Below are 14,026 nucleotides of genomic sequence, written 5' to 3' on the forward strand. Positions count from 1 at the left end.
AAATATATGGCAGTAGATAATTAAGCAACCTGCTGTACCGATGTTTCACTTTCTAGATGGAATTTAGCCTCTAGCGCGGATAGGGTGATATCTCCTGATTCTAAAACTTCTCCAATTCTATACACCATCTCATTGGCTAATTCAATTATTCTAGGACCCGTAACCAGTGATCTGGATGCATCAGATTTTATTTCTAAAATTCTTCGAACCATCCATCTTTCTTTGCTGTAAAACCTAATAACATTTGTGCTGATATTCACAGGCATTATCCCTATATCCGCCCTGATGGCATCGAATATTGGGTGAATTTCCTCTTGAGTTTTCACATTGTCAATAAAAGCTCTACAGCTAATCTCACCTTCAATAATTGCAATATTCCCTCCATTGTGTGCCGCCTTCATACTATTAACCAGATCGGAAATTTCACAGTAGATAGCGGCAGCAAATTGCCGTTCCTTCTGATTTCTATCGTGATTCCTAATTCCTCTTTGTCTTATGATTTCTCTTTGAGCTAATCTTTGACTTGATGCTGTTTGTTCTCTCAGAGCTTGTGCGCCCATGTATGCTGCGACGAGAGCGCTAAGTCCGCCGAAGAATGCAAAGAACCCCGCTATCAATGTTTGCCAATGATAGAGATTAAAGCGCATTACACTCGAAAGATGTGTAGGGGGTGTGGATAGCGCTTCAGCGATTTCCCTTGCATCGTGACTAGATTCGATTGGGTGCGCGGGCAACCAAGTAGGTAAATCAGTTTGGAAGTAGTATATCACTACCGTGGTGATGGCGGTAAGCACGATTGCAGATCCAAAAAGAGAGACTAAAAATCGCAGCATGGTCGCGAAACATCCTGTTTTGATGGAGGATCACAAGCGCGATCTGTGTAAATCAGTTTGAGCCCTAGATACAACTCTCGTTTCCGTGCATGGTTCGACGCGGGCTTCACGCAGGTGGTGTCCGCCGTGCCGCTTGCCGCTCCGCTGTACGGGCGCACCAAGCTGCGTCTGGAAGATGGGACAAGGTGCCCGTTCTGCTCTGGCGTCATGGTTGGTATAGCTTCGATTGTATGAAGCACTCGGAAACCACCGATAAGGTGGTGGCATGGGAAGGCCATGGCGCCAACTTCGGTCTTCGCGCTACAGAGTTCCCGGCCTCGACATTGACGTGACCGACCGCAAGATCCGGAACTTCATCCATGGTCTTGCCGATTTGCATCTCGGAGCCGCTCCCTCGCGGCCACGCCCACTCCGCACAAAAATGTGGCGCAACGCCTCCGCAAACGCCAAAAAGCGGGCGACGTTCACCCCCCGGCAACAGCGCCGTTCCACCCATCTTCGGACAGAACCTTCATGGCAGATTACTTCCCGCGTTGGCCGCTCGCGGCCGGCCCCGTCGTCCAGCCGGACGAGCGCCTTCCCTGGGGCTCGACGCTGACGCTCGGCATCCAGCACCTCGTCGCCATGTCCGGCTCGACCATCCTCGGGCCGCTGCTGATGGGGTTCGATCCGAACCTCGCGGTGCTGTTTTCCGGCATCGGCACGCTGCTGTTCCTCCTGCTCACCGCCGGGCGGGTGCCGAGCTATCTCGGCTCCTCCTTCTCCTTCATCGCCGTGGTGATCGCGGTCACCGGCTACACCGGCCAGGGGCCCAACCCGAACATCGGGCCGGCGCTGGGCGGCATCATCGCGGCCGGCGTGCTCTATGTCCTCATCGGCCTGCTGGTGAGCTACACTAGCACCGGCTGGATCGAGCGGCTGATGCCGCCGGCGGTGACCGGCGCCGTCGGCGCGGCCATCGGCCTCAACCTGTCGCCGGTCGCCGTCAAGGGCATCGAGGGCAGCGGTCCGCACACCCTCGTCGCCCTGTTCACCCTGGTCGCCACCGCCGTCATCGCGGTCTATGCGCCGCTCGCCATCCGGCGGCTCTCGATTCTCGCCGGCATCGCCGCCGGCTATGTCTTCTATCTCATCCTCGCCAACGGCTTCGGCCTGCTGCCGCCGGTCAGCTTCGCCGAGTTGGCCACCGCCCCGTGGTTCGGCATGCCGGCCTTCCGCACACCGACCTTCGACGCCGGCGCCATGGCCCTGGTCGCCCCCATCGCCTTCATCCTGGTCGCCGAGAATCTCGGCCACATCAAGGCCATCGGCGCCATGACCGGGCGCAACCTCGACCGTTTCATCGGCCGCGGCTTTATCGGCGACGGCATCGCCACCATCGTCTCGGGCAGCGGCGGCGGCACCGGCGTCACCACCTATGTCGAGAACATGGGCGTGATGGCGGTCACCCGCGTCTTCTCCACCCTGATCTTCGTCGTTGCCGCCATCGCCGCCATCCTGCTGGGCTTCTCGCCGAAGTTCGGCGCCCTGCTGCGGACGATCCCGGCGCCGGTGCTGGGTGGTCTGGCGACCGTCGTCTTCGGCCTGATCGCCGCGGCGATGGTGCGGCTGTGGGTCGACAACCGCGTCGACTTCTCCGATCCGCGCAACCTCATCACCGTCGGCGTGACGCTGGTGCTCGGCGCCGGCAACTTCACCATTTCCACCGGCGGCTTCTCCATCGGCGGCATCGGCACCGCGACCATCGCGGCGATCGGCCTCTACCAGCTGCTCGGCATCGGCCGTGCGCGCGAGACCGCCCGCACCGCGTCCCAGCCGGCGGCCACCACTCTGCACTGACGCTGAAACCCTGGGAGAGCGCCTTCCCGGCCTTGCCGGTGACGACCATCACCGGCAAGTCCCGTTTTTTCAAAAAACCCGCCACATCAGGACTAAAGTCCCATAACCTCTCCGCAAAGCCCCACCAACCTGCGGAGAAAGACCATGCCCCTCGACAGCCGTACCCTCGCCGCCGAGCGTTTCCCCTGCTGGGCGGAAGAGCCGCCGGTCCCCTCCGAAGGCTCCCTGGTCCCCGGTTCCCAATTCCACGAGGAGCAGTGGATCATGGCCGCCGGCATGCTGGCCCGCGGCAACAGCTTTCTCCAGGTCTCCCGCGCCATGGGCTGCAGCCGGACGACTCTCTGGCGCGCCTATTACGGATCGAAGGATTTCCGTCACAGGGTCTGGTGGGAGCGTCAGGCGCTGAACCGCGAGGCCGAACTCCGCCTCTCCTCCCTCCGCGCCCTGGTCGCCGAGCAGATCGAACGGCTGGTTTCGGCCGGCGACCCCTCCACCGTCCGCTGGCTGGCCGAACGGCTTGGCCTGTTCGCCGGCCTGGACGCTCCGGCCGGCAAAGCCGCTCCCAAGCCCGCCCCCACACCTGAAGACCCGCCCGCCGTCACCGTTCCCGAACTGGACGACGATCTCCCCGGTGCCCTGCGCGAGCGCATGCCGCCCGATCCCGAGATGATCGCCGCCATCCTGGCCCGTCCGGAGTCCGAAGGCCCGAAGGGCGTCTTCCCCTTCACCGTCAACCAGTACGAGCCCTATCCCAACCTCAACCCCGGCCCGGTGCCCCGCCGCGGTGCCGGCGCCTTCTCCCGCCGCCGCTAGATGGAACACCCGCCGGAAACTGTTCCACGCTGTTCCATCCCACCGCCCCTTTCCGAACCAATCTCCCTCTTCCCGGGGGGGAGAGGGGACTCTGCCGGTTGCTATTCGCGTATCTTCGGCGGACACTCTCCGCGCTTGATGGGGGCCGCGCCCGGCGCTGGCCGTGGTTGGAAAGGACGGGATCCGTATGGACAAGCTGCATGCGATGCGCGTCTTCATCCGGGTGGTCGAAGCGAACAGCTTCACCAAGGCGGCGGAAACGCTGGGGCTGCCGCGCGCTTCGGTGACGACGACGGTCCAGAATCTGGAGGCGGCGCTGGGCGTGCGCCTGCTCCAGCGCACCACCCGGAAGCTCAGCCTGACGCTGGACGGCGCCGCCTATCTGGAGGGGGCGACCCGCATCCTGTCGGAAATCGACGAGATCGAATCCACATTCACCAGCGCGCGCAAGACGCCGCGCGGCCGGCTGCGGGTGGACATGCCGGGCTCCATCGGCCGGCTGGTCATCATCCCCTCGATCCACGAATTCCACGCCAAATACCCGGACATCGAGCTGATGCTGGGTCTGGGCGACCGTCCCATCGATCTGGTGCAGGAAGGGGTGGATTGCGTGGTCCGGATCGGCGAGCTGGCGGATTCCAGCCTGCTGGCGCGGCGCATCGGCGCCATGCAGCAGATCACCTGCGCCACCCCGGCCTATCTCGCCGAGCATGGCGAGCCGAAGACGATCGAGGATTTGGAGCGCCACATCGCGGTGAATTATTTCAGCAACCGCACCGGGCGGAACATGGAGTTCTGCTTCCAGCGCGACGGCGCGGTGGAGGAGGTCGCCATGAAGGGCGTCGTCTCCGTCAACGACGCCGACGCCTACGTCACCTGCGGGCTGGAAGGGCAGGGCATCCTGCAGCCCGCCCGCTTCATGGTGCTGCCGCACCTGCGCAGCGGCGCCCTGCGCGAGATCCTGCGCGACTGGCGGCCGCCCCGCATCCCGATCTCCGCCGTCTACCCGCACAACCGGCACCTGTCGCCGAAGGTGCGGGTCTTCGTCGACTGGCTGGCCGAACTGTTCGAACGCTGCCCCCTGCTCCAGGGCGAGGAGCTGCCGGGCGATCTGTGCGAAAAGCAGAAGGCCCCGGTGATGGAACGGGAAGGCGCCTGCGAGTGCGTGATGTGAGCGTTACCGGGCACCCTCCATCCCCATCTCCATCAGGGCCCGGTAAGCCATCTGGTCCTCGTGCATCCGCAGGAACACGGCGTATTTGGCGTCGTGGTAGGCCCGCATCCGCCCCTCGGCCGGCCGGATGCTGCGGCCGGCGCGGCTCATCCCGGCCATGCCGGCGGCGATGTCCGTGAAGGCGCCCGCCGCCACCGCGCCCAGCACCGCGGCGCCGAGCAGCACCGCCTCCGGCTCCTCCGGCAGGACCAGGGTGCAGCCGGTGGCGTCGGCATGGGCCTCCAGGAACACCGGATTCTTGGTGCCGCCGCCGCAGGCCAGGATGGTGTCGATGGCATAGCCCCGCTCGTTCATCGCCGCCACGATGTGCCGGGTGCCATAGGCCACCGCCTGCACCGTCGCCAGATAGAGCAGCGCCAGATCCTCCAACCCATCCGACAGGCGAAGCCCGCTGATGGCGCCGCGCAAACTGGCATCCGCCCGCGGCGAGCGGTTGCCGTGGAAGTCGGGCAGCACATGCAGGTCGCGGGTCAGCATCGCCACCGGCCCACCGCTGCGCTCCGCAAGATCCGCCAGTTCGTCGTTCAGCAGTTGGTAGACGGTGGTCCCGCGCCGCTGCGCCTCAAGGGCAAGCTCGCCATGGCGCGGATGGTCCTGCACAACATGGTCGATCAGCGCCCCGGTCGCCGACTGCCCGCCCTCGTTCAGCCAAAGCCCCGGCAGCATGGCCGAATGATAGGGGCCCCAGACGCCGGGGATGAAGCGCGGCGCGGCCGGGCTCATCACCATATGGCAGCTCGACGTGCCGCCGATCAGCGCCAGCCGCCGGTCGAAATCGACGCCGTCAGACGCCTCCAGCGGCACCCCGATCACCCCGATCCCGCCGGCATGGGCGTCGATCAGCGATGTGCCGACCGCGATGCCCGGCGTCAGGCCAAGCTCGCGCGCCGCCTCGGCGGTCAACCCGCCGGCGATGGCGCTGCCGACCTCGCCGACATCGGTGCCGATGCGGGCATGCTCCTCATCGACCAGATCGCCCAACCCGATGGCGCGGAGATAGCCGTCGTCCCACCGCCCCTCATGCCCCAGATAGGTCCACTTGCACACCAAGGAGCACAGCGACCGCCGCGTCGCCCCGGTCGCCCGCCAAGTCAGGAAGTCCGGCAAATCGAAGAAATGCGCCGCACGGCCCCAGCTTTGCGGAAGATTCTCCTTCAGCCACAGCAGCTTGGGCGTCTGCATCTCCGGCGACAGCCGCCCGCCGACATAGCGCAGAACCTCGTGCCCGCCGGCATTGATGCGGTCGGTCTGCTCGATGGCACGGTGGTCCATCCAGACGATGACGTTGCGGGAATCGTCGCCCTCCGGATCGACCGTAACCGGCCGCCCGGTGGCGTCCAGCACCACCAGCGAACAGGTGGCGTCGAAGCCGATGCCGACCACCTCCGGCCGTTCGCCGCAAGCGGCCAGCGCCTCCTGCACCGCCGCGCAGACGGCGGCCCAGATGTCGTCGGAGGACTGCTCCGCCCATTCCGGATCGGGCTTCCACATCCGGATCGGGCGGGACGCCGCGGCAAGCTGGCGTCCGGCAAGGTCGAAGATGCCGGCGCGGGCGCTGCCGGTCCCCACATCGACTCCGATCACGGCGCGCGTCATGGCGTGTCCTCCGTCCGACGCTTGGAGTGCGATCGCTTCAGACGGAATCGTCTGAAGCGTGAATCGCACGGAAAATCAAAAAAGCTAAAGGCTGGCGCAGAAGGCCTCGAACGCCTCGCGGCTGGCATAGGATTTCTGGGTGCCCGGCCGGGTGATGCTGTCGGCGGCATAGCGCACCGCCATGTGGAGTGCGGCGTCGAGGTCGCGGTTCTCCACATAATAGCGCGCGAAGCTGCCGATGAAGGCGTCGCCGGCCCCGGTGGTGTCGACCGGCGTGACCCGCACCGGCTCGATCCGCCGCGTATCCTCGCCCTTCGTCACCAACAGCGCCCCTCGCGCGCCCAGCGTGACGATGACCGTGCGGATGCCGCGCTCGATCAGCGACTTCGCCGCCGTCTCGGCCTCCGCCTCCGAGGTCACGGGCAGACCGGAGATGGTCGCCAGCTCCGTCTGGTTCGGCACCAGGAAGGTCACCTGCTCGATCCGCTTGGGGTCGAGGTCAGCAGGCGCCGGGGCCGGGTTCAGCAGGGTTTCGATGCCATGCCGCGCGCCGAACTCGATGGTGTGGTAGATCGTCTCCAGCGGGACTTCCAACTGCATGACGATCAGGTCGCAGCCCTTCAGATCCTCGGCGGCGCGGTCGACGTCGGCCGGCGACAGCAGCGCGTTGGCGCCCTTGATGATCAGGATGCTGTTCTCGCCCGACGGCTCGACGAAGATCGGGGCGACGCCGCTGGAGGTGCCGGGCACCCGCTCGACATAGCGGGTGTCGATGCCCGACGCTTCGAAGTTGCGGATGGTGTTGTCGGCGAAGATGTCGTCGCCGACCTTGGTGACCATCATCACCTCCGCGCCCAGCCGGGCGGCGGCAATGGCCTGGTTGGCGCCCTTGCCGCCGCAGCCCATCTCGAAGCGCGGCGCCTCGATGGTTTCGCCGGGGCCGGGCATGCGGGCGGTGTAGGTGATCAGGTCGACCATGTTGCTGCCGACCACGGCGATCTTGCCCATCTTCGGTATCTCCTCTCACAGCGCCCGGATGGCGCATTCCTCGGCTTCGGCCTCGTCGGCGGTCAGATAGCCCAGCCGGACGGAAAAGCGCCGCGTCTCGCCGCCCGCCAGTTTCTGGACATTGCCCTTCATCGCCTCCGCAGCATAGCCCTCCGGCTCGCAGGTGGAGGGCAGGGCGAAAGCGCAGACCTTCTGGTCGCTGTTGACCAGCACCCAGCGCACCGTCTTGGGGAACTCCCGCGTGCTGTAGGCGATGTGGAAGGCGTCGCCCTCGCGCCGCCGCATCATCACCGCGGTGCCGCCCTCCTCGTCGGTGCGCAGGCCGCGGATGTAGAAGACCTGCTCGGGGTCGTAGCGCTCGGGCTCGTCCAGCACCTCCATCACCGCGGGATCGCGGGCAAGGTCGGACAGCAGCGCGTCATAGGCTGGGCTGCGCGGCACATGGGCCGGCACCACCGTGCGCACCGCCGTCGCCTCCGGCGTGAAGGGAGCCGGCTGGACGATGCGGGCGCCCTCGGCGAAGGCGAAGTTGACGTGGCACATGTACATCAGGTCCATCGCCGCGCCCGACAGGTTCTCCACCTCCATCCGGATGTCGAACAGGGCGGAGCCGGGACGCAGCACCACCCGCGGGCGGGCGGCGTAATGGGCGCCGAAGCCCATCACATACTCGCGCCGGCCGGTGACCGCCATGTAGGGGCCTTCGTCGTCCTCCCCCACCTCCAGCCCGGCGGCATCCATCGGCGCGCAGGGCATCTCGCCATGCAGAAGGTGGCTGTCCTGCGGACCGGGGCAGCCGTTGCGCAGCAGCCCGGAATGGAAGGCGAAGCAGCCGTAGGTGCCGACGATCTCGGTGGCGGGGCGCGGCATGTCGAACATGTTCGCCATGGTCAGGTCGACGCCGTCGAACACGGCATCCCACACCATCTGGCCGTAATAGGGCAGCACCACCAGATGCCCGCGCCGGTTGGACAGCCGCACCGCCTCGATCCCGCTGTCATAGCGGAACAGGCTGGCGGTCATGCCGTGCGCCTCGGCGACCGGGCGCTCCGCTTCGCCGAAGAAGCTTTTGCGGAAATGGATGGCGGTTCGGACGCTCATGTGATGTCCTCCCTGGAAGGCCGTCTAGCGGGTGCGGTTCTTGTAGGCGTTGATGGCGATGACCAGCAGCAGGAACGCGCCCCAGATGAAGTCGATCAGGTGGTTGGAAAAGCGCAGGATCTGGAAACCGCTCGACAGCAGCATCAGCGCCACCACCGCGATGGTGATCCCCAGCACCGTTCCCCGGCCGCCAGCCGGGTTGGTGCCGCCCAACACCGCGATCAGCACCGCCTGCAACAGGTAGGAGTTGCCATAGTCCGACTTGGCCGCGTTGGTCCGCCCCGACAGGATGATCCCGGCGACCGACGCCAGAACGCCGGTCAGCATGTAGCTGTAAAGCACCATCCGCTCCCGCTTCAGACCGGCGAACAGCGCCGCCTTCGGGTTGGTGCCGATCAGCATCAGATTGATGCCGAGCGCGGTGCGGGTCAGCAGGAAGGCGATCAGGACCGCGATCACCGCGAACAGCACGAAGGGCGTCGCCAGCCCCAGGATCTTGCCATTGCCGACGAAGGCCCAGGCGGCGGGAAAGCCGACGATGGCCGGCCCGCCGGTCAGCACGATGGCAAGCCCGGTGAAGACCTGCCCTGTCCCCAGCGTCGCCAGGATCGGTGTGATGCCCAGCCGGGTGATCAGCAGCCCGTTGACGGTCCCCGCCACCAGCCCGGTGCCGAGCGCGATGACCCCGCCCAGCAGGACGGTCAGGATCCCGGTGTCGGCGATGCCGGCCGCCCCCGCCATCTTGTGGAACAGCACGCCGGCCAGGATGCCCGACAGGTTGGCCACCCCCACCACCGACAGGTCGATGCCGCCGGTCAGCATGGCGATCATCATCGCGATGGAGAGCAGGCCCAGTTCGGGGAAGATGTAGGTGAGGGATTCGAAGTTGTAGTAACGGAGGAACTTGTCGGGGCTGAGCGCCGTCATCACGACGAAGATCAGCACCGTCATCACCAGCAGCTGGACGATGTTGTTGTCGCGGTTGACCAGACTGCGGATGTTCATTTGTGCCTTCATGCTCCCGCCTCCTCACGCCGTCCGGCGACGGTCGCGCCAAGCCGACAGGGCGGTCGCGACGATGACGATCGACCCCACGACGACGAGCTGCCAGGTGGTGTCCACGCGCATGATGATCAGGCTGTTCTTGACCATTACCAGCATGAAAACGCCGAGCATGGTGCCGAGAACGCTGCCCCGGCCGCCGAAGATCGACGCCCCGCCCAGCACCACCGCGGCGATCACGTCCAGTTCCAGACCGACGAAATCGCGCGGGTTGGCCAGCCAGATCATGCCGCTGTGCAGAAGACCGGCAAAGCCGGCCAGCGCCCCGGCGACGCAGTAGACGAAGAAAATGGTCTTGCGCAGGTCGAAGCCGGCCCGCCGCGCCGCTTCCGGATCGCCGCCCAGCGCGTAGGCGCTGCGGCCGATCATGGTGTAGCGCAGCACCAGATGGATGAGGACCGCCAGTCCCAGATAGATCAGCACCATCGCCGTCAGGCCATAGGTGGTGCCGTCGGCCTTGGTCACGCTGACCACCTCGGTGCGGGCGAAGTCGATCAGCGCGGTCGGCATCTTGTTGATGTTGATCATGCTGGTGCCGACGACCCCCAGCAGGAAGCCGCGCACCATGGCGCTGGTGCCCAGCGTCACGATCAGCGGGATCATGCGGAATTTATAGACGAAGAAGCCGTTCACCGCGCCGAACAGCAACCCCATGACGGTGGCGGCCAGCAGAGGCAGGACGACGCCGTTGTATCCCAGCGCCAGCATACCCTTGATCGTCAGATACATGGCTGCGACGGCGAAGGCCGGGAACGACACGTCGATGCCGCCGGAGATCAGCACCAGCAGCACGCCCATCGCCATGATGCCGATGATGACGTTGCTGCGCATCAGGCTGAACAGGTTGTCGAGCTGCCAGAAGGCAGGGTTGATCGTGCCGATGAGGACCATGGCGAGCAGCAGGATGCCCGCGATGACCGTTTCCGACCGGCGGAGCAGGGCCATCGGTTCCTCCCCTCAGGTAAAGGTCTTGAGCCGGTCGCTGACCGTCTCTTCGGTGATGTCGGTGGCGGGCAGATCGTCGATGAAGCGCCCGCGATGCATCAGCACGATGCGGTTGCAGTTCTGCACCAGCTCCAGCACGTCGTCGGAGATCATCAGGACGGCGAGGCCGTGATGCTGCGCCAGCTCCCGGATCTTGGCATGGATTTCCGCCTTCGATCCGACATCGACGCCCACCGTCGGGCCGTTCAGGATCAGCACGCGGGCGTCTGTCAGCAGCCAGCGGGCCAGAACCACGCGCTGCTGGTTGCCGCCGGACAGCTGCATCACCGGCTTCTCGGCGGTGGGTGTGGCGATCTGCATGGCGCGGACCATGCCCTGCGTCATCTCCTCGGCCCGGTCGCGGTCGATCACCAGCTTGGGTGCCAGCCGTTCATAGGAGGTGGCGAGCATGTTGCGCTTGATGCTCTGCGGCAGGAACAGTCCTTCAGTCAGGCGGTCCTCCGGCACATAGGCGATGCCGGCGGCGATGGCCTCCTGGGTCGTGCGCAGCCGCGCCGGCTTCCCGTCGATCAGGATCTCGCCACGGTGGTTCGGGACCATGCCGAACAGCGCCAGCGCCAGGTCGGTGCGGCCGGACCCCAGCAGGCCCGACAGCCCGACGATCTCACCCGGCCGGATGGCGAGGTTCAGCCCTTCGCATTTGCCGGGGACGGTCAGGTCGCGGATTTCCAGCCGGGGCGGCACCTGCGTGCCGGGCGGCGGGGTCCAGACATAAGGTTCGTTGAGGATGTCGCCGCCGGTCATGTGGCGGGTGATCAGCGCCTCGTCGAAGTCGCCGGTCGGCCCCTCCGCCACCTTGCGGCCGTTGCGGATGACGGTGATGCGCTCGCTGATCTCCAGCATCTCGCGCATCTTGTGGCTGACGAACAGGATGGCGATGCCGCGCGCCTGGATGTCGTGGACGATGCGGAACAGCGTCTCGACCTCCTTGCGGGTCAGGGCGGTGGTCGGCTCGTCCATGATGATCAGGCGGGCGTCGGACATCAGGGCGCGGGCGATGGCGACCAGCTGCTTGCCGGCGGTCGGCAGCGAGGCGACCTCCGCATCCAGGTCCAGTTCCACGCCCAGCCGGTCCACCGCCTCGCGGGCGATGGCGCGGGTGCGCCGCCAGTTCATCAGGCGCCGCTTCTCGCCCAGATGGACGTTCATCGCCAGATTCTCGGCGACCGTCAAATTCCCGAACAGGGAAAAGTCCTGGTAGATGACCTGGACGCCACGGCCGATGGCGTCGATCGGCGTCATGCCGGTCACCGGCTTGCCGTCGATCAGGATTTCGCCGCCGTCCGGCTGATAGACGCCGGACATGATCTTGATGACGGTGGATTTGCCCGACCCGTTCTCTCCGGCCAGGCAATGGATCTCGCCCGGCCTGATGACCAGCGACATGGCGTCCAGCGCGACGACGCCGGAAAACACCTTCCGGATGTTCCGGAGTTCGATGAAACCGTCTGACATGTCTTCCGCCCGGCGGTTCGAGGAAAGGATGAAGACGCGGGCGCCGGCAGCCGTTGCCGGCCATCGGCGCCCGCCCCCGGGGTCATCAGAAGTCGTAGGAGCCCATGTTCTCCTTGGTGACGCCGACCCAGCCCTGGCCGTAGAGCAGGTTCGGCTTCGCGCCCTTCGGGGTGGTCAGGTCGGTGTAGCCGGGCAAGCCGAGGTTCAGGCCGGCCTTGATCTGGTCCTTCTTACCGTCCAGCGCCATCACCGCCAGCATGTTCATGGCATAGCCGGCGACCGCCGGATCCCAGAACTGGATGTACTGGATGTCGCCCTGGGCCAGATACTGGCCGGCCACCGACACCAGACCCGTGCCGGAGAAGGACAGCTTGCCCTTCAGCCCGCGCTCGGCGATCAGACGCCCGGCACCGGCCGAGGTCGGCATCGGGCCGCCGATGATGCCCTTCAGGTCGGGATAGGTGGTCAGGACTTCCTTCAGCTTGTTGTAGTCGGTGTTGGCGTCGTCATAGGTCTCCAGACGGTTGGTCGCCAACTGCATCTTCGGGAAATGTTCCTTCTGATAGGCGATGGCGCCGTCGATCCATTCGTTCTGCGACTTGGACGTCAGGCTGCCGACCGTGCAGACATACTTGCCCTCGCCGCCCATCGCCTTGCCCAGCACTTCCATCAGCTTGGCGCCGTAGGCGAAGTTGTCAAAAGCCTCCAGCACATAGTCGGCGTTCTGGATGTTCGACGCCTCATGCGCGATCACCACGATGCCGCGGTCGCGCGCCTTCTTCAGCACAGGCTCCACCGCCTCGACGGAGAAGGGGACGATGGTGATGGCGTCCACGCCCTGGGCGATCAGATTCTCAACCAGTTGGACCTGCGCCGCGGCATCGGCCTGGCTCGGCCCGACCATCCAGGTGTCGTGCCCGGTGTCGGCGGCGAACTGCTTCACGCCTTCGCGCATGCGGTCGAACCAGGCGATGCCGTCGACCTTCACCACGGTGGCAATGGTGTATTTCTTCTTGGTGACGTCGGACTTCAGCGTCTTGACGGCATCCGGGGTCGGGACCGGATCAGCAGCCATCGCCGGCCCGGCGACCAGCGACGCGGCGACGATGAGCGAAGACAGCAACTTCTTCATGTTGGCGTGACTCCCATGAGAGGCGATTCGCGCAGCACGGCAGAGACGGGAATCCGCAACCCACCGTCGGCGCCGGGGTGTTTGCCACCCGTTCTGCGTTCCGTTTTTCGCAATGCCGTGCCAGTTGGGACGGACGGAACTCCCGCCCGACCGGCACGCTGTGCGGCGTGCGTGCCGCCGGTGGGGTCAGCCGCCGACGATGGCCACGCTGGCGCTGGCGCCGATGCGCGAGGCACCGGCCGCGATCATGCGGCGGGCATCCTCGGTGGTCCGCACGCCGCCCGACGCCTTGACGCCCATGCCGTCGCCGACGGTCCGGCGCATCAGCGCCACATCCTCGACGGTGGCACCGCCGCCGGCGAAGCCGGTGGAGGTCTTGACGAAGTCGGCCCCGGCCTCCTGCGACAAGCGGCAGGCCAGCACCTTCTCCTCATCGCTGAGCAGGCAGGTCTCGATGATGACCTTCAGCAGGGCGTCGCCGCAGGCCCGCTTGACCGCGGCGATGTCGTCGCGCACCTCCGCCGTCCGTCCCGCTTTCAGCAGGCCGATCGGGATTACCATGTCGACTTCGCGGGCGCCGTGACGCACCACCCACTCCGCCTCCTCCGCCTTGATCGCCGTGGGATCGGCACCGAAGGGGAAGCAGATGACGGCGCAGGGCGCCACCGGCGATCCGGCCAGCCGTTCGGTCACCAGCGGAATGAAGACAGGGTTGACGCAGACCGTCTTGAAGGCGTGCGTGCGCGCTTCATCGCACAACCGTTCGACATCCGCCGGCTGCGCGTCCGGTCGCAAAATGGTGTGGTCGATGAATGGAGCCAGACCGGCCGGCTCGGTCGGAACGCTGGGCAAGGGCATCTTGGTCCTCCCGGGGAGCCCCTTGTCCCTTGGGGTCTCTCCACCTTGTCGCCGGATTGCCGACACCGCTTCGGAGGTCGTTGCGATGTT

12 protein-coding genes are annotated in these 14,026 nt (G+C 65.7%); 3 read left to right on the forward strand and 9 right to left on the reverse strand.

Going from position 1 to position 14,026, the window contains the following annotated elements; translation table 11 throughout:
• Positions 1–20: 20 nt before the first annotated feature.
• A complete protein-coding gene (locus ACCD06_RS29755; RefSeq protein WP_413345622.1) occupies positions 21–794 on the reverse strand; it encodes a hypothetical protein in 774 nt (257 codons plus the stop codon).
• A 552-nt stretch (positions 795–1,346) separates the two neighbouring features.
• Between ACCD06_RS29755 and ACCD06_RS29760 the strand changes: the two genes are divergently transcribed.
• From ACCD06_RS29760 to ACCD06_RS29770, 3 genes are all read left to right on the forward strand, one after another.
• The gene (locus ACCD06_RS29760; protein ID WP_413345624.1) at positions 1,347–2,672 is read left to right on the forward strand and encodes a solute carrier family 23 protein; all 1,326 of its coding nucleotides are present in this window, start codon (positions 1,347–1,349) and stop codon (positions 2,670–2,672) included.
• Positions 2,673–2,816: 144 nt separating this feature from the next.
• A complete protein-coding gene (locus ACCD06_RS29765; RefSeq protein WP_413345626.1) occupies positions 2,817–3,485 on the forward strand; it encodes a hypothetical protein in 669 nt (222 codons plus the stop codon).
• Positions 3,486–3,672: 187 nt separating this feature from the next.
• Positions 3,673–4,659, forward strand: coding sequence for a LysR family transcriptional regulator (locus ACCD06_RS29770; protein WP_413345628.1), 987 nt, complete (start codon positions 3,673–3,675; stop codon positions 4,657–4,659).
• Positions 4,660–4,662: 3 nt separating this feature from the next.
• On the opposite strand, the gene ACCD06_RS29775 is transcribed toward ACCD06_RS29770, so the two are convergent.
• The 8 genes from ACCD06_RS29775 to deoC form a co-directional block, all read right to left on the reverse strand.
• A complete protein-coding gene (locus ACCD06_RS29775; RefSeq protein WP_413345630.1) occupies positions 4,663–6,315 on the reverse strand; it encodes an FGGY-family carbohydrate kinase in 1,653 nt (550 codons plus the stop codon).
• An 84-nt stretch (positions 6,316–6,399) separates the two neighbouring features.
• Positions 6,400–7,323: a ribokinase gene (rbsK, locus tag ACCD06_RS29780; RefSeq protein ID WP_413345632.1), complete on the reverse strand. Its 924-nt coding sequence runs from the start codon at positions 7,321–7,323 to the stop codon at positions 6,400–6,402.
• Positions 7,324–7,338: 15 nt separating this feature from the next.
• Complete coding sequence (locus ACCD06_RS29785) at positions 7,339–8,424, reverse strand: aldose 1-epimerase family protein (RefSeq protein ID WP_413345634.1); 1,086 nt, start codon at positions 8,422–8,424, stop codon at positions 7,339–7,341.
• A 24-nt stretch (positions 8,425–8,448) separates the two neighbouring features.
• A complete protein-coding gene (locus ACCD06_RS29790) occupies positions 8,449–9,441 on the reverse strand; it encodes an ABC transporter permease (RefSeq protein ID WP_109075798.1) in 993 nt (330 codons plus the stop codon).
• A gap of 12 nt (positions 9,442–9,453) precedes the next feature.
• On the reverse strand, positions 9,454–10,431 hold the full coding sequence (locus ACCD06_RS29795) for an ABC transporter permease (protein ID WP_109075797.1): 978 nt from the start codon (positions 10,429–10,431) through the stop codon (positions 9,454–9,456).
• Positions 10,432–10,443: 12 nt separating this feature from the next.
• Positions 10,444–11,946 carry a sugar ABC transporter ATP-binding protein gene (locus ACCD06_RS29800; RefSeq protein WP_413345637.1) on the reverse strand — a complete coding sequence of 501 codons (1,503 nt, stop codon included), beginning with the start codon at positions 11,944–11,946 and terminating at the stop codon, positions 10,444–10,446.
• Between the two features lie 85 nt (positions 11,947–12,031).
• On the reverse strand, positions 12,032–13,078 hold the full coding sequence (locus tag ACCD06_RS29805; protein WP_413345639.1) for an autoinducer 2 ABC transporter substrate-binding protein: 1,047 nt from the start codon (positions 13,076–13,078) through the stop codon (positions 12,032–12,034).
• Positions 13,079–13,264: 186 nt separating this feature from the next.
• Complete coding sequence (deoC, locus tag ACCD06_RS29810) at positions 13,265–13,936, reverse strand: deoxyribose-phosphate aldolase (RefSeq protein ID WP_413345641.1); 672 nt, start codon at positions 13,934–13,936, stop codon at positions 13,265–13,267.
• Positions 13,937–14,026 lie beyond the last annotated feature (90 nt).

The organism is Azospirillum sp. CT11-132, from assembly GCF_047302835.1.
Lineage (GTDB): Bacteria > Pseudomonadota > Alphaproteobacteria > Azospirillales > Azospirillaceae > Azospirillum.